Source organism: Dyella silvae (assembly GCF_026421305.1).
Taxonomy (GTDB): Bacteria; Pseudomonadota; Gammaproteobacteria; order Xanthomonadales; family Rhodanobacteraceae; genus Dyella; species Dyella silvae.
Genome location: NZ_JAPJBQ010000002.1, coordinates 620,236 through 639,456, shown reverse-complemented (window position 1 = coordinate 639,456; position 19,221 = coordinate 620,236). Strand labels below are relative to the sequence as shown.

The following is a 19,221-nucleotide window of genomic DNA, read 5'->3' as shown; positions in this document are numbered from 1 at the left end:
TGTTGCCCGTGCCGAATGTGTCGCATCCGCTGACACGCCGATCCTGAGCGTCCCCACGCTCACGCGTTGACGCCGTTCCCCCGGCGAATCCCCGGCAGCTCCCCCGCTGTCTTCACCCTGCACACCCTCACCTGGCCAAGCGCCGGGACGGCTGTGCGTACAAGGACTTCACCCATCCATGTTCAAGCCAAGCCTGCTCCCCTTCGCCATCGCTGCCGCGCTGGCGGCTACGGCACTGCACGCCGAAGACACCGCCGACAACAAACCGGCGCAGCTCGAGGCCGTTACCGTCACCGGCTCCAACATCAAAACTACCGACACCGAAGGCCCCAGCCCGGTACAGGTGATCACTGCCGACCAGATCAAAGTCAGCGGCAAGACCACCCTGCCCGACTTCCTGCGCGCCATCTCCGCCAATACCGGCAACAGCGTCAACGAACAGCTCACGGGCAGTTTCTCGGCTGGCACCGCAGGCATTTCGCTGCGCGGCCTCGGGCAGAAAAACACACTGGTACTGGTCGACGGCAAGCGCGTGGCTAACTACGCCACCGCCTACGAACTGCAGGACACCTTCGTCGATCTCAACTCGCTGCCACTGGCTGCGGTGGAACGCATCGAGGTTCTCAAAGATGGCGCATCGGCCGTGTACGGCTCCGATGCCATCGCTGGCGTGATCAATATCATCCTCAAGCAGAACTATCAGGGCGCTGAGGCGGGCGCGAGCTTCGGCAGCAGTACCGAAGGCACCGGGCAGACGCAAAACAACTTCCACCTGATGCTGGGCAAGGGCGACGTGAAGAAGGACGGGTATAACGTGTTCTTCGCGCTCGATGGCACGCGCAGCAATCAGCTCAATGCCAGCGACGTGAGCTGGCTGCGCAGCAGTGATTTTCGCGACAAGCCCGGCGGCCAACTCAACTGGGTGCCGACCAACTACTACAACAACGACCCCACCCAGGGCTTTGCCACCGCGGTAGGCCCGGTGCAGAAGGTGCCCTACGGCGCCATCACGCCCGGCAAAACGGGCGAGGTATGGGCGTACAACCCGGCGCAATACGATTCCGTGATACCGGGCGTCGAGCGATATCACGCAGTGCTGCGCGGCACGCTGAGACTTACCGATGACATCACCGGTTACGGCGAAGCGCTGTACAGCCGTAGCCACGCCTCTTTCATCTTTGGCCCGCCGCTGGCGATCGGCAGCGGTTTGCGTGCATGGGACAACGCACAACAGCATCTGGTGAATATCGACACCACGCTGCCGGCCGGCAACCCAGCCAACCCCTACGACGTACCGACGCCGGTGAATACCAATCTGTGGGATGTCGGTCAGCGCAACAAACGGGACCGCACGATCTTCACCCGCTTCCTGCTCGGCGTGAAAGGTCACACGGGAGCATGGGATTGGGATGTGTCCGCGCAACATTCGGAAAGCAGCCTGAAGGAGTACGTCACCGATTTCGGTAACCGCTATGCATTCCAGTCATTGCTGGCTAGCGGCGGCTACAACTTTGCAAGCAACGACAATCCGGCGGCCGCCACGGATGCGCTGCGCCTGTCGACCGTTCGCCCTGCCGTGTCGCGCCTCACCACGGTGGACGCGACCGCGAGCACGCAGCTGTTCGATCTGCCGGCGGGAGCCGTCGGTTTCGCCACCGGTTATCAGTTCCGCCACGAGGCGATGAATTCGCGCACCTCGCAGGCGGTGCTGTCCGGCACTGAGTTGCGGCCCGCCATCGATGTCATTCAGGGCTCGCGCGACGTCAACGCTGCTTACGCGGAGTTCAACGTGCCGGTACTGAGTACGCTGGAAGCCAACATCGCCGGACGCCTGGATCACTACAGCGACTTTGGCAACGCGTTCGCACCCAAGTTCAGCCTGCGCTATCAGCCACTGGATTGGTTGCTGCTTCGCAGCTCTTACTCGCGCGGCTTCCGTGCACCATCACTGCCGGAGATCACCAACAGCACAGCGGTGAGCTACAGCACGGTGATCGATCCGTACGATCCGGTGACGCCAGGTCAGCGCCGCGGCTATACCGATGTCTTTGTCGCCAATCCGCACCTGCGCCCGGAGCGCTCCACCAACTACAACGCCGGCTTCGTGGTGTCGCCCACCAGCGACACCAGTATCGGCATCGACTACTACCACATCGTGCAGGACGGCATCATCGGACCCGACAACGATGCGGCACTGGTGCAACGCAAGGATCCGCGCGTGCAGCGTGATGCGCAGGGACGCATCATCACCATCTACAACCAGTACCTCAATCAGCAGAGCCTCACCACCAGTGGCGTGGACATCGATTTCCATCAGGCGCTGCATACGCAACGCTGGGGCGACTTTGCACTCAACAGTTCAATCACGCGCCTACTCGATTTCAGCCAGCCACTGGTGGCCGGCGAAGCGCCGGTGAATGGCGCGGGCACCAACATCTTCGGTTCGCTGCCGAAGTGGCGCGGCGTGACAGGTCTTAACTGGGCGCTGGGTGATTTCTCCAGCACGCTGACGTGGTACTACGTGGGCGGCTATAAGCAGAATCCCGAGAACCTGCTTACGCCGGCCTACCCCGAACGCGTGAAGAGCTGGAGTACGTTCGACCTGTCGGTGGCTTACACCGGACTTGCGAATACCACGATCACGCTCGCGGTACAGAACCTGCAGAACCGTCGTCCGCCGTGGGATCCCTCCACGCCGTATTTCGACATCAGCCAGGCAACCCCCCAGGGGCGCTTCGTTACCCTGGGCGTCGATTACAAGTTCTGAGTGGCGGCGCATCTTCTTGCGCCAACGCACACCGGATGGACTTCCATCCGGTGTGTATGTCGCCATCACAAAAGCGCTACATTTGAGGCTCCGCTCCACGATATAGCCCTTATGCGTCACCTGTGGTCCATTGCAATGCTGAGCCTTGTGCTCTGCGCTTGTCAGCATCATCAGACGAACGGTGGCAACGACCGCAGCGAGACCAGCGACCTTCCGTCGCCTGGCTACACGTTTTCACCTGGCATCGTGGGGGACGACATCGCGCAACACATGAAGGCGCTTTCGTCCGATGCGCTGCTCGGCCGCACCATCGGCGGCAACGCCGAACAGCGCACCACGCACTATCTGATCCAGCAGTTCGAACGGATCGGACTGCAACCCGGCAATCAAGGCGGCTGGTTGCAGAAGGTGCCTTACGTCGCCGCAACGCTGCAGCATGCGGGCCAGACGCAGCTCACCATCGAAGGCGGCGACACCCCTGCTTCGCTGACCTTTGGCAAGGACATGGTGGTAGGCACGCTGGACGAGCAAGAGCACTCGTCGCTGGCCTCCTCGCCGCTGGTGTTTGTCGGCTACGGCATCGATGCCCCGGGCGAGCATTGGAACGACTACACCGGTACCGACCTGAAGGGTAAGACCGTCATCATCCTGGTCAACGATCCCGGCTGGGCCAGCCAGGATCCCAGCTTCTTCAGGGGCCGCGAATACACCTACTTCGGACGTTGGACCTACAAGTTCGAAGAGGCAGCACGCGAAGGTGCGGCCGCCGCGTTCATCGTGCACGACACCGATGCCGCCGGTTATCCATGGGAGGTCGTGCAAAACAGCTGGAGCCGTCCGCGTCTCGACCTGCCCAAGGTGGCTGGCGATCCCAGGCGCCTGCCCGTGGCCGGCTGGCTCACAACCGAAGCGGCCCGCCAACTGTTTGCCCATGCCGGCGTGGATTTCGACGCACTCAAGCGACAGGCCGGGCAACGCGGGTTCACCGCCGTGCCGTTGAACGCAACGCTGAGCGTGGCGTTCGACAGCACCATCACCCATGGCGAATCGCACAACGTGGTCGCCATGCTCAACGGCACCAAGCGTGCGGACGAAGCCGTCGTGTATTCCGCGCACTGGGATCACGTCGCGGATAACGATGCGGCGCCGCGCGGCACAGTAGACAACGCCAGCGGCGTGGCCGGGTTGCTGGAGATCGCCGAAGCCTTTGCGCATCGTGCGCCCAAGCCGCATCGCTCTATTCTGTTTATTGCCACCACCATGGACGAGAACGGGCTGCTGGGCTCCCGCTATTACGTCGCCAACCCGGTAGTACCACTAGCCCGCACCGTCGCTGACATCAACCTCGACATGCTGCCGGTCGACGGCCCAGCCAGCGCGCTGGCCGTCATTGGTTTCGGCCAGTCGCAACTGGACGATTACCTGGCCGACGCCGCCCATTCGCAACGCCGCAAGGTGACGCCCGATATCGCGCCGGAAAAGGGGTTCTTCTTCCGCTCGGATCAGCTGAGCTTTGCACGCGCCGGCGTTCCGGTGCTTTACGCACGCTCGGCCGCCACTCAGCCCGACGCTGCCCCCACCGGAGGCGATACCGCCGGCCCCAGCGACGCGTTCGACGAGCGCTGGAACCTCAGCGGCATGGTGGAGGATGTGCGTGCCCTGTTCATGGTGGGCAGCCGGCTGTCGATGGAAGACACCTACCCGCAATGGAAGCCCGGCAGCGACTATCGCCGCCCGGAAAGCATGCAGGGGCTCTGAACCCCGCCACCGCCCCAGCGCACCCTGGGTGGACAGATCATTCACGCCGGCCCATGCAGCCTGTCGCACTCGCCGTAGAATGGTTCCATGCACACGTCCATGAACCACGTGTTGATATCGGGCGCCACCGGCCTCACCGGCCGGGAGCTGCTGACCTTGCTGCTGGAAGACACCAGCGTTGCGCACGTGCTCGCACCGACGCGCCATGCACTGCCGGCTCACCCTCGACTGGAGAATCCAGTGGGCATGGTGGGTCACCTGGTGACACAGCTGCACGGCCAGGTCGACACCGTGTTCTGCTGCCTGGGGACCACCATTCGCCAGGCCGGGTCGCGTGAAGCGTTTCGCATGGTGGACTACGACCTGCCGGTGTCGCTGGGCAGGCACGCGCTCGCGCTGGGTGCCACGCACTATGTGGTGATCAGCGCGCTGGGCGCCGATCCTTCTTCCCGGCTGTTCTACAACCGCACCAAAGGCGAACTGGAGCTGGCGCTGCAGAAGCAGGAGTGGCCCAGGTTGACCATCGTGCGCCCGTCTCTGCTGCTTGGCGCGCGCAACAAGCCCCGTATGGGCGAAGTGCTGGCCGCGCCCTTCTCCCACCTGCTCCCGGGCCGCTGGCGTGGCATCAGCGCCGGCACGGTGGCGCGAGCGATGTGGCGCCTGGCAAAGATTCCGGGGGATGGCGTGCGCGTCGTCGAGTCGGACGAGCTACAACAGCTCGGTAGTTAAGGATGCTCTGATTAATTCCACGTACCCGGCATGACGTCCAGAAGGCCCGCCGACAGTGTCGCGTGGCGCTGGGCAGACTGGCCGTCTGTTCAAGCCGCGCGACACTGTCGACGGGCCTTCTGGACGTCACCCCAGCATTTAAATTCAATGCGTTGGGGGCCGCACGGTATGCGCGCAACGCTTCGCCCCGCCGTCTCGACAGGCAGCCAGCCTGCCTTCGCCGACGGCGCTGTGCGTTGCGCGCATACCTTGCGGTGACGGGCACGTGGAATTAATCAGAGCATCCTTAAACCGTTCTCCATGGCGCATAAAAAAAGGCCGCCCACAGGGGCGGCCTTTGACTGGCGGAGTGACTGCAATCAGCTGCGAGCCAGCGCACCCGGGCGCTTGGCGCCGGCGAAACGCTGCGCCCAGTAGGATTCCTGCAGGCTGTCGACACGGACAGTCTTGCCGTGCGACGGCGAATGAATGAACTGGCCGTTGGCAATGTAGATGCCCACGTGCGAGATACGACCCTGGCCACGCTTGCCGGCCGTGCGGAAGAACACCAGATCGCCCGGCTTCATTTCCTCACGGTTGACCTTCAGGCCGGCCACGAACTGGGACGCGGAGTTGGTCGGCAGCTCGAGGCCCACGGCATGAGCGAACACGTAGCGGACAAAGCCGCTGCAATCGAAACCGGTGGACGGATCGCGGCCGCCGCGCACGTAGCGGATATCGCGCAACTGCATGGCGAGACCGATCAGCGTCTTGCGCAGATCCGAGGTGTCATTGGCCAGCGCCGCGACATTGGCGACGCCGTTGCCCGGCATGTCATCGGCATCCATATCGTCGTCTTCGCCAGCCCAGCCCGACGGCTTGGAAGCCTGGGCGGCGCGGGCCGGCATGGCCGACTGAGCCAGCATGGCGGCCGGTGCGAACACCGACAGCGAACCCATCAGGTTCGGAGCAACGTTGGACGTCGAGGTCGGCGTAGCAGCCGGAGTAGTGACGGTCAGGGGCTCGGCGAAAAGCGGCAGGGAGATGAAGAGTGCACCAGCAAGCGCAGCTGCGGCGATCAATCGCTTCGTTGGCATGTGGGACAAATCCCTTTGCAGTTCGTGGAGTTACGCCGTCGTTACGACCGGCGGACCGTGATGAAGGTGTGAACTTAGCAAAGGGACATAGGCCGTTTGTTCGATCAGGGTTAACTGAACCCTGTCGTTTCAAAATTTGGCACGGCCCATGCATTACGACTAACCTACTGATTTACAAATAGAAATATGTATGAAATGTTCATTTTTTGATCAATTAGTGAACTAATTAATCCATTCGGTACCGTACATTTCAGACGTGCGTCACCCTTTTTCCGAAGATGGCGGTACCCACGCGCACCTCGGTCGCCCCCTCGGCGATCGCCAGCGGAAAATCCCCGCTCATGCCCATGGAAAGGCTTGTCAGATCATGCCCTTGCTCGCGCGCCGCATCGCGCAGCAGGCGCAATTGCAGGAAGCAGCCGCGTACCGCTTCGGGGTCTTCCGACTGGACGGCCAGGGTCATCAGGCCCCGCACCCGAAGGCTTTGGTAAGCACGCAAGGCCTCCAGGAAGGCCGGTAGCTGCGCAGGAGCGAGACCGTGCTTGCTCTCTTCGGGCGAGGTCTTTACTTCGATCAGCACGTCGATCGCGCGTCCTTCGTGCTGCAGCCGGCGATCCAGCGCCTCCGCCAGCTCCAGCCGATCGAGCGATTGCACCTCACTCGCCAGCCTGGCCACATCCTTGGCCTTGTTGGTCTGCAGGTGGCCAATGACGACCCAGTCGATGCCGCTGCCTGCCAACGCTTCGGCCTTGCTGCGGATCTCTTGCACCTTGTTCTCGCCGAAACGCGTCAGCCCCAGAGCCATGGCCGCGCGTACCACGTCGGGCCCGAAGGTTTTGCTGACCGGGAGAATCGACACGTCGGCGGGGTCGCGCCCGGCCGCATGGCAGGCCGCATCGACCCGTTCGCGCACCGAAGCCCAGTTTCCGGCGAGGTAGGAATAGTCGGAGTCGGTCATCGCTCGCAAACTCTGCAAAGCACCGCACGATCATCTCGCGCGGTCATAAAAGCATCGCCCCGGCACCAGGCCGGGGCGACGGTCACGTTCAGGCCTTGGCGCCTTGCTCGTAGTGGCGGGCCACCACGTCGGCCACCACCATCGACACCTTCTTGCCGGTGGGGATGTGCAGGAACTCGTTCGGGCCGTGCGCATTGGAGTGCGGGCCCAACACGCCAGTGATCAGGAACTGTGCCTTGGGGAACTTCTCGCCCAGCATGCCCATGAACGGAATGCTGCCGCCCTCGCCCATATAGGCCGCCGGTGCGCCGAAGTAGGTTTGCGATGCCTTGGCCACGGCCTCTTCCAGCCACGCCGACAGCTGCGGCGCATTCCAGCCACTACCGTCCTTCTCCAGCTTGAAGGTGACCTTGGCACCGTACGGCGGATCCTTCTCCAGCAACTGCTTGAGGAACTGGCCGGCCTTCGCGCCATTGAGCGTCGGCGGCACACGCAGGCTGAGCTTCACCGAGGTCTTCGGGCGCAGCACATTGCCCGCGCTTTCCAGCGGCGGCATGCCGTCCACGCCGGTCACGGCCAACTGCGGGCGCCAGGTGCGGTTGAGCACCAGCTCGGTGAGGTCTTCGGTGACCGGATGCATGCCTTCCACGAACGGGAACTTGTCGTACACCGCCGTGCCCAGCACGTCGGCGGATTTCTTCGCCTGCTCGATGCGCTGCTGCGGAATGTCGACGTACAGCTCCTTCGGCTTGATGGTGCCGGTTTCCTGGTCTTCCAGGCGGCTCAGCAACTCGCGCAGGATGCGGAAGCTCGACGGCACCACGCCGGAGGCGTCGCCCGAGTGCACGCCCTCTTCCAGCACCTGCACGGTGAGCTCGCCACCGGTCATACCGCGCAGCGAGGTGGTGAGCCACAGCTGGTCGTAGTTGCCACAACCGGAGTCGAGGCACACCACCAGCGACGGATTGCCGATGCGGTCAGCCAGGTGATCCACGTAGAACGGCAGATCGTAGCTGCCGGATTCTTCGCAGGCTTCGATCAGCACGACGCAACGTGCGTGCGGCACGCCCTGCTCATGCAGTGCCAGCAGCGCTGCGAGCGAACCGAAGATGGCGTAGCCATCATCCGCACCGCCGCGGCCGTAGAGCTTGTCGCCCTTGATCACCGGCGTCCACGGACCGAGGCCTTCGGCCCAGCCGGTCATTTCCGGCTGCTTGTCGAGGTGGCCGTAGAGCACCACGGTGTCGTCGCCCGAACCCGGTACTTCGATGTAGATGAGCGGCGTGCGGCCTTCCAGGCGCACCACTTCGAGCTTGGCACCCGGCAGCGACGACAGCTTGCTGCGTGCCCAGGTCTCCATCAGCTTGACCGCCGCATCCATGTAGCCGTGCTCCACCCATTTCGGATCGAACATCGGCGACTTGTTGGGAATGCGGATGTACTCCACCAGCTGCGGCACGATTTCTTCATCCCAGAGTCCGCTGATGAAACGGTTGAGGCGGGCGGTATCCATGAGGCGGCTCCTGCAGCGTGGGGAAAGGGCGCGATTGTATCAGCCTGTGCGAGAGCTCCCGTGAGCACCCACCGGCCCACACGAAGGCACGCGCAAAACGTCGCGACGGCTTCCGTCCTGCCGACAGCCAACAGTGATCTGGCTCGGCACAGTCACCGGGCGGCCAATGGAGGCCGCGTTCATTCAAGGGAGGAAGTCACCATGATCAAACACATTGCTGCTGCCTTGCTGGCCTTCGCATTGGCCTGGCCAGCGTTCGCATCCACACCGGTCAATGTGAACACGGCCGATGCCGCCACGCTCGCTCACTCGCTTGATGGTGTCGGGGCGTCAAAAGCCGCCGCCATCGTCGCCTACCGCGAAGCCCACGGGCCGTTCAAGAGCGTCGACGACCTCGGCCAGGTCAAGGGCATCGGCCCTGCCACGCTGGAGCGCAACCGCAGTGCCATCCTGCTGACGGACGCGTCAGGCAACGCCCCCGCAGCGACCCCAACGCCGCCGCCGGCCAAGGCCAGCACCAAGGCCAGCAAGCCCGCCAAGACGTCTGGCGAATAACCAAACCCATCAGTTACTTGCGTTCAGTAACAACTAACCGGCCGGGTCTGGCAACCCTGGCCGGTTAGGCCTACACTCGCCCGCCGTGCTACCTCAGAGCCTGCAAGGGCCGTCATGATCGTTCCGCGTTATCGCATTGCTGCGTCGACTATTGCCGGCGCAGGTCAGGGGCTGTTCCTGGAACAAGACGTCGCGGCCGGACATATCGTCACCGCGCCGGACGCCATTGACCGCACCTACCGCTATGACGAGCTCACTGGCTCGCCAGAGCTGTCTGCGCAGCTGTATGCCAGCGCCCGCTGGTTTGAAGATCGCTACACCGTGTCGCCGGACTGGCCCGACGAGTGCTACATCAACCACAGCTTCGAGCCGACCGGCTTATGGCATCTGGGTTTTGTGTTCGCCACGCGTGACCTGCCTGCAGGCACCGAAATCACGGTGGACTACCGCCACCTGTTGCCTCCCGGCGAAGAGGAGGCCTTCGTCGACACCGCCACCGGCCGCACAATTGTCGGCCTGCCCTGGGCCGAGAGTCTTGGCATCAGCACCCGCGCACTAGCGGCCCTGCTCGATGGCACCCGGCTTGCTTGTTGAAGCCCATGATCGACATACCCGTCATTGAAACGGCGCGGCTGCGCCTCACTGCTCTCGCAGAGCGGCACTTCAACGATTACGCCGCCATGCTGGGCGACCCCGCCAGCACTCGCTGGGTTGGCGATGGGCAACCGCTGGATCGCACCAATGCGTGGCGTTCGCTGGCCATGTTGATCGGCCACTGGCAGCTGCGCGGTTACGGCATGTGGGCGCTGGAACTGAAAGACACCGGCGAATTCATCGGGCGCGCCGGCCTGATGCGGCCGGAAGGTTGGCCCGATCTCGAGCTTGGCTGGATGCTCAAACCGGAATTCCGCCACCACGGCTACGCCACGGAAGCGGGCAGCGCCATTCTGGAGTTCGCCTGGCACCGGCTGAATGCCCAGCGCGTGATCAGCCTGGTAAAGATCGGCAATGACGCCTCCGACCGCGTGGCCGAACGGCTGGGCGGCGAGCATATCGAAGACATGGATTTCTTCGGCGCCCATAACCACGTCTTTGCGTACTACCCCCCGTGCCCCGAACGGCGCCGCGCGCGGGCATGAGCCAGCTACGCCGCCTGCCGGTTGAAACACTTTCCGGAGAGCCGTGCTCCGACGGCAGCGCGGTCATCACCGAAATTGCCCGTGGTCCGGGTGGCGAAGCGTGGCCCTGGCAACTCACGCTTATTCTGATGGGCCAGGAAGTGGATTTTCCGGCACATACTGACCTTCGCCGGCAGTTCGTGGCGCTGGACGCCGCCGCCGACATCATCTTTCCCGGCGGCCGTCTGCAACATTTGTCCCGGCTGCAAGTGGCCCGCTTTGATCACGACAACGATCCGGACACCTGCGTACCGGAAAGTCCCACCCGAACGCTCAATCTCAAACTTCGTGGCGACACGCAAGGCGAACTGATTGCGCGCCCGTTGAACGGCGCCATGGTGCTGCTGGCACCCAACGGCTGGCACTGGCTGCTGATGCTGATGAGCGGCCACGCAAAAGTCATAGCCGATCACGTGTCGCAGGAAATGACTCCCAACGACATGATGTGGATCGACCCTATTCCGGGTCATCCGGTACGCATTGAAGGCGGCGGCGACATCGTACTGGCCCGCCTGCCCGCCCCCTGACCGCGGCAAAGCCGCCATCCATTACGACAGACTGGATCGCCGCGATCCACCCAGTGAACGGGCTACATCTGCCAACGCGAACAATCGCGCGGCACGCATCCATCCCAACGCCACCACGATCAACTGGCTCAGCAGAAAGCCGAACAGCAACCCCTGCGTACCCACGGCCAGCATGCGAACGCGGACCAACCCCAGCGCCATGACCACCGCAAAGCCCACCGCCGTCACCAGCACATAGGCAAAAAAAGTTGAAAGCGGCCGGCGCACCAGTTGCGCCAGACCACGTAGCATCGCCACGGTGGCAGAGCGCAAGCCGGCATCGGCAATAAACGCAGCCCGCGCCGATTCCACCCACGCCTGCGCGATCACCACGACCGCGCCTGATACCCACCACGCCACATGCTGCGCAGCCATCGCCTGCGACTCCAGCACCGCCGCATCACTGCGATCATCGGCGTGATCCAACCCCATCTGCACCAGATAGCCCGCGGCGGCATATGGCAGCAGTGACCACAGCAGCACACGGAACATGCGGCCGTATTCCGTCAGGCCGCCTTGCAACAGCGCGCCGAACCCCAGCGTGCGCCCGGCTCGACCGCTGGCCACCACCATGCCGTTGAGCCAGGGGAGCAACAGTAACGTCAGCAGCAGGCTCGCCATGGCCGCGGCATGCAGCACGCCCTGCCGATGCAGCAATGCAGGCGCCACATCGCTGAACATCAAACCATCAAACTGCAATGCCCAGGCGTGCGCGTGCACGGAGTGATCGAGCATGCCACCCAGCACCTGCAGCAAAGGCAACGTGGCAATGACGACCGGCAGAAGCAAAGCCAGCATCCAGAGCAGCAGCAAGCGCCACTGCAATGCCATGAAGGGCGCCATCGCCACCGCGCCCATATCCACACGTCGGGAACTTTTGTAGGCCATTACAGCGTCACCAGAAAGGCATAGAAGGCTTGCAGCACGGCCGCCGCATCGGCTGTCCAGCGCCGCGAGGCGGAAGGGTCCGGCTTCACGGTGCGGCTATCGTTGAGCTTGTTCGCATCGAGCAGAATGCTTTGCTCAGGGTCGAGCTGAGCGGACACCACCTTGGTGGGGCGCGTAAACACGAATCGTGCCCAGCGGCGATCATCGTCCCAACGCACATCTTCGTGACTTCCATCGGCAAAGGTGACACGCAACAGCTGCGGCACGGGCGCACCATCGCGCACTACGCTTACCGTGCCCCGCCACAGAAACGCCCCGGCACCCGACGCGCCGTGAGGATGCGATTGCAGCCAGGCGCCACGCTGTTTGATCACCTGCTCATCGCGATCGTCGCTGGATAGCTCCTTGCGCTCCCCCTGCTTCACCCAGCTGCCTGCCTGCGGCAGCACTTCCTGATTGACGATGGCATCGACGCGATCGTCAATGCGCGCCGTACCGTAGACGAACTGATCGAAGACGTCGTTGACGGCGCGTGCATTGCCCGAGACATCGATCAGCACTGCCCGCAGGTCCGCCGCCGATGGATGGCGGAACTGCCAACGACGGTAGTACTCGCGAAAGGCGCGCTCCATCGTCTTCTTGCCGAGGCGCTCTTCCAGATCGTGCATCGCCGTCGCCGTGCGCGAATACACGGTGCCGTAACTGGAAGCGGAATAGCGGTCCCAGCTGTTTGCGCCCAGCGCATCGTAAGGTCGCGACAACCCCGCCCAATAACGCTCGAGCGCAAACACCTCCGCCGACGGCTTGATGCCTGCTCGCCGGGCCCATGTACTGGGTACCAGCACGCGCTGGTTGCGTTCGCGCAGCATGCGCTCATCCCAGTACTCGTTGATGCCCTCATCGAGCATCGGCTCCTCGAACTCGTTCGAGGCCAGCAACCCATAGAAGTAGCCGTGACCGAATTCGTGGATGGTGACGAAATCGATCTCCCATTGATCCATGGTGTCTTCGTCGATTTTCGAGTAGCCCTCCGCAGTGAAGAACGTCGGGTACTCCATGCCGCCTGCATCGTCCGCGTTGAACGGCGGTATCACCGCGGTCACCGTGCGATAGGGATACGGCCCCAGCGTGTTGGAGAAATAGCTCAGCGAGTCCAGCGTTGCCTTGAGCACGGGCTGGGCACTGGCTTCGTATTCGGGCGGGTAAACAACTCGCACCGCCACACGAGGGCTACCGGGCCCCTGCCAGTTGCCATTCAGCGTTTCGTAGTCCTTGGCGGCGACCCAGGCGAAATCGTGCACATCGTCCTGCACGAAGTGATAGGTGGTCTTGCCGCCTGCCTCTTCCGGCTCGTCCTGCTGCGCGCCTACGGCACCCACGGTGTAATCCGAAGGCACCGTCAGGCGCACGTCGTAGCTGCCGAAGTCCGCGTAGAACTCGCTGTTGTAGTGGAACTCGTGCACGTTCCACTGTACGTGCGCCGCACCGCGCTCACCCGGCAGTTCGAGCACGCCGATCTTGGGGAACCATTGAGCCACCAGGTTGAAGTCGCCCCACCAGCCAGTGCGCGCAAATACGCGCGGCAATTGACTGGTGAAGTCGATATCCAGCTTGAGCGTGCCACCGGCCGGCACGGGCTCGGCGAGATCGACATACGCCACGGTCTGATCCGTCGCCGGACCGTCGTCCGGATGCACAAAGCCCCACTTCAATGCAGCGTTGCCCTGCGCAATGCTCTTCAGATCAATCCAGCCCCACTCGCCTTTCTTCGGCGCAGCAACGGCACCGCGCGGCGGGCCAAGCACGCTGCGCTCGGTGAAGAACGTGCTGCCTTCGTTCTGGAACGCATTGAGATACAGGTGAAGGTAGATGCGGCCCACCGGCTGATCGCTGCGATTGCGCCAGGTGAGCTGCTCGCTGCCCTTGACGCTATGCCTGACAGCGTCCAGCTCGGCATCGATGCGATAGCTCGCCACGCGATCCGAAAGCGTCGGCTCGTTGCCGGTGCGCGCACCGCCCCAGGCCTGAGGCGAACTCGGCTCGCGCGGCGCGGAAGCGTGTGCTTTGGCCAACGGAATCACTGCCGGCACGACGGCCGCCGTCGCGGCAGGCGCAGGCACATCCTGAGCGCAGGCCATCCACGGCAACACCAGGCACCAGGTCAGCGCCACCCCACGGGCGAGCCCGCTCCCCCACTGTTTCCCCATATACCCCTCCCCCGAAGGAACGCGCAGCGTGGGGCATCGATACGCAGAGCTCCTATAGGCCAAAGGTCATGGGTGACATGTCCCTGCGCTGGAGTCTGCGCAGCAGGGACTTAGTACACGTCTCGCCGATAACGCCCTTCGTCGCGGAGCCGCTCTACCGCTTCATCGCCGAGCATCTCGCGCAATGCGTAGTCGACGCCCGGTGCCATGCCGGCGAGGCTGCCGCAGACGTAGATGGCGGCGCCTGCGGCCACCCAGTGGCGAAGCTCAACGGCGGCTTCGCGCAAACGGTCCTGCACGTACAGCCGGGCGCCGCCTTCGCGGGACCAGACGAGATCGAGCCGCGCCAGCTTGCCCTCTTCCCGCCAGCGCATGATCTCGTCGCCGTGAAAGAAGTCGTGTGCAAGTTGGCGCTCGCCGAACATGAGCCAGTTACGCCCATAGCCCGCTTCGATGCGCGACTTCAGCAGAGCGCGAAGACCGGCGAGTCCGGTGCCGTTGCCGATGAGGATCAGCGGACGATCGTCAGCTGGCGCATGGAACGCCCGGTTGGGTCGGATACGCAACGCGATGTCACCACCAAGCTCGGCATGTTGCGTCAGCCAGCCCGAACCGATGCCAGGCGTGCCGTCATCACGCTGCATGCAGCGCACCAGCAGATGCAACGCACCATCGGATGGCAGCGATGCGATGGAATACTCGCGATGCGGCAACGCCTGTAAAGCTGCGACGACCTGTGCCGGGGTACATCCACGCACATCATCATAGGCAGGCAGGTGACTTTCCATCAGCCATTCACGCAGGCTGGCCCGGCGTCCTTCATGCGTCAACCAGGTGCTGCCGTCGAAGGGTGGTTGGGCCAGCCAGCGCTCCACGTCAGCAGCCGCGTGCCGCGGGCCGATCTCCACCAGATCGCCAGCTTGCCAGGCAAGCGCACCGTCCAAAGGACGCAGGGCGATATGAAAGCAGGCGCCGCCCTGGCTGCCAGGATTCAACAGCGTCCGTTCGATCAACTGCCAGCGCTGGTAATCCGGCCGCTGCCAATCAGGCAATTCGGTGGCGCCGGAAAGCAACGCCAGATGATGCTGCCAATGGCGTAGTGCGGCGGGATCGCCATTGTCGACTTCTACTGGATCGAACAGCGTGGTGGCTCGACTATGTTGCAGCCATTGCAGCAACTGGCGGCCGAAACCGCAGAAATCGTCGTAGTCCCGATCGCCCAGCGCCAGCAATCCGTAGCGCAGATGCGAGAGATCCAGCGGCGTGCGCATGCATTGCGTGATGAAACGCGCCGCACTGTCTGGCGCATCGCCGTCGCCCGTGGTGCTCACCACAAACAACACGCGCGACGCTGCCGCCAGCATGTCTGCACCAACATCACCCAGCCCGATCAACTGCGCCGGCATCCCCGCCTGTTGCAGGCTCTGCGTGGTCTGCCAAGCCACCTGCTCTGCCGTGCCGGTCTGGCTGGCGAACAGCACGAGAACAGCGTCGCCACCTGCGACAGAATTCGACAAGGACGAAGCTGCTTGCTCTATCGCGCGACGGCGCCAGCCCAGCCATGCCGTGAACCCGACCCACACCAGCAACACCGCTGTTGCGGCGAGCCAGCGCGACGCATCCGGCAACTGCCACGCGTCCTCACGCAGGTGCCATATCAGCAACGCGCCAACCAACGCGGCGAGCAACGCGCACAGTGCAACGTTGCCCCACGCAGGTTGTTTGCGCTCCGTCGATGCCGATGCGTTCACGACATCAATGCCGCTTCGAAGGCAGGTGACAGACGCTCTTCCAGGCCGCTTGCGCCACGCAGGATGAACATCACGGCGAGCCCACGTTCGCGTGCGTAAGCCATACCTTGCTCCGGACCCAGCACCGTCATCAGCGTGCCCATCGGGTCCGCCTGTATCGCTTCACTGGCGAGGATGCTCACTGAAGCCACCGCGTGCGGCACCGGCCGCCCCGTGCGGGGATCGATGTGATGTGAGTAACGTGTTCCGTCATTTTCGAACTGGCGGCGATAGTCGCCCGACGTGGCGATGGCGCGACCGCTGAGCGTCAGCACCTGACTGAGCTGATCCATGTACGCCACTGCGCCAACCGCTGCGCCAGGGCGTTCAATGCCGATGCGCCATGGTGTGCCGTCGGGCTTCATGCCCTTGCCCTTGAGCTCGCCACCTACTTCCACCAGCCACGCTTCTACACCAAGGCTATCCAGATAGCGGCCAACGAGATCGACGGCATACCCTTTGGCAACCGAAGAAAGGTCGAGATAGACGCCGCCGGGCTGGAACGCGCTGTGTGTGAGCTCATCCAACTTGAGCTTCCACCAGCCGATACGCTCGCGCGCAGCGTCGATCACGGCATCGGAGGGAGGCTCACTGCAAGCCGCGTCAGGGCCGAAACCCCACAGGTTCACCAGCGGCCCTAGCGTGGGGTCGTACGCACCATCACTGTCGCATGCCACGTGCAGCGCATACTTCACCACCTCGAAGCATTCCGGAGGAAGTACATGCCATGTGCCGGCCGGCGAACGATTGAAGCGCGACAACGCCGATGCAGACTTGTAGGTACTCATCTGATCATCGACCAGATCGACAGCCCCCTGGATACCGCCCTGCCAGGAGCGCAGCGTCAGTTCAACCGGCAGCACCGCGCGCACCGACCAGGTCGTGCCCATGGTGTGGCCTTGCGCGGACTGCACGATGAGGTCCTTCAACGGTGCGGCTCCTTAGAACGGTGCGGCCATCGCATTACTGCGGCAGCACTTCCAACGTGGCTGAATACGACAGCCGGCGCACCTTCGCCTGCTTGATGCTGGACTTGCTGTCCTGTGTGCTGGCGTTGATCCAGTACATGCCGGCATGCGGCCAGTTGAAAGTGAACTTGCCGTCCTTGTCAGTGGTGACGTCAACTTCGTCCTGCGCGTTGCGATAACGCGTTTCGCCGGCGATGGCCGTTACCTTGATGCCGCTGACCGGCTTGCCATCGAGCAGTAGCTGGAACGTGCCGGCCTCACCCGTGACCAGATCGGTGAACGACGTGACGGGCACCAGCTCAAGTCCCTTGCCGCTGGGCTTGAGTGCCGCGTCGTTAGGCTTGCCGTTGGTGACAAAGGTTTCGACGCGGCTGATCGACTCGGATACATCCACGTTCTTCGCACCCGCGGGAATGTTCTTGGCAAGATCTGCCGGCTCGCCGCGCCAGCGCTTTTTCTGGCCATCCTGCTCGTAGCTGGCGAACAGACCACCGTTCACTGCAGCAACTTTGTAGGTACCTTGCTGCGTGAGATGCACGTCGAACACGCTGCGGTATTGCCCGGTGAGCGCGTTCTCCGCCTTGACCGTCTGTCCGTCCGGCGCGGTGATGGCGACTCGATCCAGCGCCACCGGCATGTGATCGGGATAGAACAGATCGTTGGAGACCGCCGCATCCACCGTCACCCACGGGTCAGCACCGGAAACATTGGTTGCCGACGGCACCAGCCACATCTTGTGCGCTTGCGCAGCCAGGGGCAGCGCCATCGCCAAGGCCCACACGCTCCACTTCAAGGTCTGCTTCATCATGGGGTTGTTCTCTCTGGTCACGGGGCGAGATCGACTTTGACGGTGCCGAGTTCACTGCTGCCTTGGGCGGTCAGCTGCTGTGGTGCTGACGCCGGCCAGTTGAACGGCACGCGCACCACTTCGCGGCCACCGACTTCGCGCGCGGCCTCCACCACCAGCTCGTACTTGCCCGCAGGCAACTGTCCCAGCGGCGCCTTGCCTTCGTGATAGCTCAACGACTGCTCGCCCGCCGGACGCGTCGCGCCCGACACGCCATCCACCGGCATCTGCAAGTCGCGGCCGCCGCGGCGCCACCACTGGCGCAACTCCGGCAGCCACTTGGTACCGGCGCCTTCTTTGGATTCCTTCTGCGCGTACCACACGGCCAGCTGCGCGGCGACGCTGTGGTCTTCGCGCTCGACCCACACCGCCGTGTAAGGCCGGTGATACTCGGCCACGTTGAGTTGTGGAATCTGCACGGTGACATGGAGATCAGCCGCCGCAACGGGAGCCGCCAACAGCACGGCGGGAAGCGTAAGGGTCAGACGCCGCATGGTTACCTCGTTAGAGCGAGAAGTGAGTGAAGAAGAGTGAGAAGTGAGAGTTCGCGCTTTCTCTCGTTTCTCACTCTTCTTCACTCACGCTTCGCTTAATGGATAAAGATCAACGCCAGCACCAGCGGCAGTACCAGACCGAAGGCCACCAAAGGCCAGGTGGCACCGCGCTGTGCGGCATGCATTTTCAAAAGCAATAAGCCGGTGATGGAAAAGATCACGCAGGCCAGCGCAAACACATCAATGAACCAGCCCCAGGCCGGCCCCGCGTGGCGTCCCTTGTGCAGATCGTTGAGATAGGCGATCACGCCGCGCGTGCTTCGCTCCGTTTCCACCTTGCCGGTTTCGCGCTCGATGCTGAGCCAGGCATCGCCGCCCGGCATCGGCATCGAGATATAGACGTCATCGGATGACCACTCCGCCGCGCGGCCGGCCACGTCCACATGCATCTCGGCAGCGATCCAGTCGGCCACGGCGGCGGGTATCGCCACCCCCTTGCGCTCGTCCTCGCCCGCAACCATTTTTAGCAGCAGCGCAGGCAACTCTGCACTGTGGTGCGCCGTTTGCGCTTTGGCTTCGATTTGACCGGCGTGATTGAGCGTGAAGCCAGTGACTGCGAACAACAGCATGCCGACCAGACACAACGCTGAGCTGATCCAATGCCATTGATGGAGTTGCTTCAGCCAGAACGCCCGGCTCGCTCCCCTGGTGCTGTTGTGCGTTCGCGCCGTCGGTTCCATGCCCGTTTTCTTGACCATCCTGTCCGTACGATGCTGCGTCGCGGGCCATGCAACCGAGTGGCGCGCAAACTGTCTCAATGCCGTATCAGGGCGCTAAGCTGCCGGCTTGGGCGGCTCCGAACTGACGTCGAGCCAAGATCCTGCCACAAATGAGAATTAGTCGCAATTGAACCAGGCTCGACTCATC

17 protein-coding genes are annotated in these 19,221 nt (G+C 63.3%); 7 read left to right on the top strand and 10 right to left on the bottom strand.

What is annotated here, in order from left to right; translation table 11 throughout:
* Window positions 1–178 precede the first annotated feature (178 nt).
* The 3 genes from OQE56_RS07080 (at window position 179) to OQE56_RS07070 (ending at window position 5,254) form a co-directional block, all read left to right on the top strand.
* Window positions 179–2,767: a TonB-dependent receptor plug domain-containing protein gene (locus OQE56_RS07080; protein ID WP_267222884.1), complete on the top strand. Its 2,589-nt coding sequence runs from the start codon at window positions 179–181 to the stop codon at window positions 2,765–2,767.
* A 111-nt stretch (window positions 2,768–2,878) separates the two neighbouring features.
* Window positions 2,879–4,525: a M28 family peptidase gene (locus OQE56_RS07075; protein WP_267222882.1), complete on the top strand. Its 1,647-nt coding sequence runs from the start codon at window positions 2,879–2,881 to the stop codon at window positions 4,523–4,525.
* An 87-nt stretch (window positions 4,526–4,612) separates the two neighbouring features.
* A complete protein-coding gene (locus tag OQE56_RS07070; RefSeq protein WP_267222880.1) occupies window positions 4,613–5,254 on the top strand; it encodes an NAD(P)H-binding protein in 642 nt (213 codons plus the stop codon).
* Between the two features lie 359 nt (window positions 5,255–5,613).
* Here the strand turns inward: OQE56_RS07070 and OQE56_RS07065 are convergent, their stop codons facing one another.
* From OQE56_RS07065 to OQE56_RS07055, 3 genes are all read right to left on the bottom strand, one after another.
* Window positions 5,614–6,330: a C40 family peptidase gene (locus tag OQE56_RS07065; RefSeq protein WP_267222878.1), complete on the bottom strand. Its 717-nt coding sequence runs from the start codon at window positions 6,328–6,330 to the stop codon at window positions 5,614–5,616.
* Window positions 6,331–6,580: 250 nt separating this feature from the next.
* Window positions 6,581–7,288 carry a YggS family pyridoxal phosphate-dependent enzyme gene (locus OQE56_RS07060; protein ID WP_267222876.1) on the bottom strand — a complete coding sequence of 236 codons (708 nt, stop codon included), beginning with the start codon at window positions 7,286–7,288 and terminating at the stop codon, window positions 6,581–6,583.
* A gap of 88 nt (window positions 7,289–7,376) precedes the next feature.
* On the bottom strand, window positions 7,377–8,801 hold the full coding sequence (locus OQE56_RS07055; protein WP_267222874.1) for a M20 family metallopeptidase: 1,425 nt from the start codon (window positions 8,799–8,801) through the stop codon (window positions 7,377–7,379).
* A 201-nt stretch (window positions 8,802–9,002) separates the two neighbouring features.
* Between OQE56_RS07055 and OQE56_RS07050 the strand changes: the two genes are divergently transcribed.
* The 4 genes from OQE56_RS07050 to OQE56_RS07035 all read left to right on the top strand — a co-directional run bounded on the left by OQE56_RS07050 (window position 9,003) and on the right by OQE56_RS07035 (window position 11,061).
* Window positions 9,003–9,356: a ComEA family DNA-binding protein gene (locus OQE56_RS07050; RefSeq protein WP_323748564.1), complete on the top strand. Its 354-nt coding sequence runs from the start codon at window positions 9,003–9,005 to the stop codon at window positions 9,354–9,356.
* A gap of 114 nt (window positions 9,357–9,470) precedes the next feature.
* Complete coding sequence (locus OQE56_RS07045) at window positions 9,471–9,950, top strand: SET domain-containing protein (RefSeq protein WP_267222871.1); 480 nt, start codon at window positions 9,471–9,473, stop codon at window positions 9,948–9,950.
* 5 nt (window positions 9,951–9,955) lie between these two features.
* Window positions 9,956–10,495, top strand: a complete 540-nt coding sequence (locus OQE56_RS07040; RefSeq protein WP_267222869.1) for a GNAT family N-acetyltransferase — start codon at window positions 9,956–9,958, stop codon at window positions 10,493–10,495.
* Window positions 10,492–11,061 (top strand): HutD family protein, encoded by a 570-nt coding sequence (locus OQE56_RS07035; protein ID WP_267222867.1) that lies wholly within the window; start codon window positions 10,492–10,494, stop codon window positions 11,059–11,061. The genes OQE56_RS07040 and OQE56_RS07035 overlap by 4 nt, the downstream gene beginning before the upstream one ends.
* A gap of 21 nt (window positions 11,062–11,082) precedes the next feature.
* Here the strand turns inward: OQE56_RS07035 and OQE56_RS07030 are convergent, their stop codons facing one another.
* From OQE56_RS07030 to OQE56_RS07000, 7 genes are all read right to left on the bottom strand, one after another.
* Window positions 11,083–11,988 (bottom strand): hypothetical protein, encoded by a 906-nt coding sequence (locus OQE56_RS07030; protein WP_267222865.1) that lies wholly within the window; start codon window positions 11,986–11,988, stop codon window positions 11,083–11,085.
* On the bottom strand, window positions 11,988–14,195 hold the full coding sequence (locus tag OQE56_RS07025) for a M1 family metallopeptidase (protein WP_267222863.1): 2,208 nt from the start codon (window positions 14,193–14,195) through the stop codon (window positions 11,988–11,990). Before OQE56_RS07025 ends, OQE56_RS07030 begins: the two co-directional genes overlap by 1 nt.
* 110 nt (window positions 14,196–14,305) lie before the next feature.
* On the bottom strand, window positions 14,306–15,946 hold the full coding sequence (locus OQE56_RS07020; protein ID WP_267222861.1) for a sulfite reductase subunit alpha: 1,641 nt from the start codon (window positions 15,944–15,946) through the stop codon (window positions 14,306–14,308).
* Window positions 15,943–16,914, bottom strand: coding sequence for an FAD:protein FMN transferase (locus OQE56_RS07015; protein ID WP_267222859.1), 972 nt, complete (start codon window positions 16,912–16,914; stop codon window positions 15,943–15,945). The genes OQE56_RS07020 and OQE56_RS07015 overlap by 4 nt, the downstream gene beginning before the upstream one ends.
* A gap of 34 nt (window positions 16,915–16,948) precedes the next feature.
* Window positions 16,949–17,758, bottom strand: a complete 810-nt coding sequence (locus OQE56_RS07010) for a DUF4198 domain-containing protein (protein ID WP_267223403.1) — start codon at window positions 17,756–17,758, stop codon at window positions 16,949–16,951.
* Between the two features lie 20 nt (window positions 17,759–17,778).
* Window positions 17,779–18,294 (bottom strand): DUF2271 domain-containing protein, encoded by a 516-nt coding sequence (locus tag OQE56_RS07005; RefSeq protein WP_267222857.1) that lies wholly within the window; start codon window positions 18,292–18,294, stop codon window positions 17,779–17,781.
* Window positions 18,295–18,389: 95 nt separating this feature from the next.
* Window positions 18,390–19,034, bottom strand: coding sequence for a PepSY-associated TM helix domain-containing protein (locus tag OQE56_RS07000; RefSeq protein ID WP_267222855.1), 645 nt, complete (start codon window positions 19,032–19,034; stop codon window positions 18,390–18,392).
* Window positions 19,035–19,221 lie beyond the last annotated feature (187 nt).

Bases quoted from the DNA above. Each gene is read 5' to 3' on its own strand.
- OQE56_RS07080 (WP_267222884.1), top strand. From the start codon at position 179: ATGTTCAAGCCAAGCCTGCTCCCCTTCGCCATCGCTGCCGCGCTGGCG.
- OQE56_RS07065 (WP_267222878.1), bottom strand. From the start codon at position 6,330: ATGCCAACGAAGCGATTGATCGCCGCAGCTGCGCTTGCTGGTGCACTC.
- OQE56_RS07050 (WP_323748564.1), top strand. From the start codon at position 9,003: ATGATCAAACACATTGCTGCTGCCTTGCTGGCCTTCGCATTGGCCTGG.
- OQE56_RS07025 (WP_267222863.1), bottom strand. From the start codon at position 14,195: ATGGGGAAACAGTGGGGGAGCGGGCTCGCCCGTGGGGTGGCGCTGACC.
- OQE56_RS07005 (WP_267222857.1), bottom strand. From the start codon at position 18,294: ATGCGGCGTCTGACCCTTACGCTTCCCGCCGTGCTGTTGGCGGCTCCC.
- OQE56_RS07035 (WP_267222867.1), top strand. From the start codon at position 10,492: ATGAGCCAGCTACGCCGCCTGCCGGTTGAAACACTTTCCGGAGAGCCG.
- OQE56_RS07070 (WP_267222880.1), top strand. From the start codon at position 4,613: ATGCACACGTCCATGAACCACGTGTTGATATCGGGCGCCACCGGCCTC.
- OQE56_RS07045 (WP_267222871.1), top strand. From the start codon at position 9,471: ATGATCGTTCCGCGTTATCGCATTGCTGCGTCGACTATTGCCGGCGCA.
- OQE56_RS07010 (WP_267223403.1), bottom strand. From the start codon at position 17,758: ATGAAGCAGACCTTGAAGTGGAGCGTGTGGGCCTTGGCGATGGCGCTG.
- OQE56_RS07060 (WP_267222876.1), bottom strand. From the start codon at position 7,288: ATGACCGACTCCGACTATTCCTACCTCGCCGGAAACTGGGCTTCGGTG.
- OQE56_RS07055 (WP_267222874.1), bottom strand. From the start codon at position 8,801: ATGGATACCGCCCGCCTCAACCGTTTCATCAGCGGACTCTGGGATGAA.
- OQE56_RS07030 (WP_267222865.1), bottom strand. From the start codon at position 11,988: ATGGCCTACAAAAGTTCCCGACGTGTGGATATGGGCGCGGTGGCGATG.
- OQE56_RS07075 (WP_267222882.1), top strand. From the start codon at position 2,879: ATGCGTCACCTGTGGTCCATTGCAATGCTGAGCCTTGTGCTCTGCGCT.
- OQE56_RS07000 (WP_267222855.1), bottom strand. From the start codon at position 19,034: ATGGAACCGACGGCGCGAACGCACAACAGCACCAGGGGAGCGAGCCGG.
- OQE56_RS07040 (WP_267222869.1), top strand. From the start codon at position 9,956: ATGATCGACATACCCGTCATTGAAACGGCGCGGCTGCGCCTCACTGCT.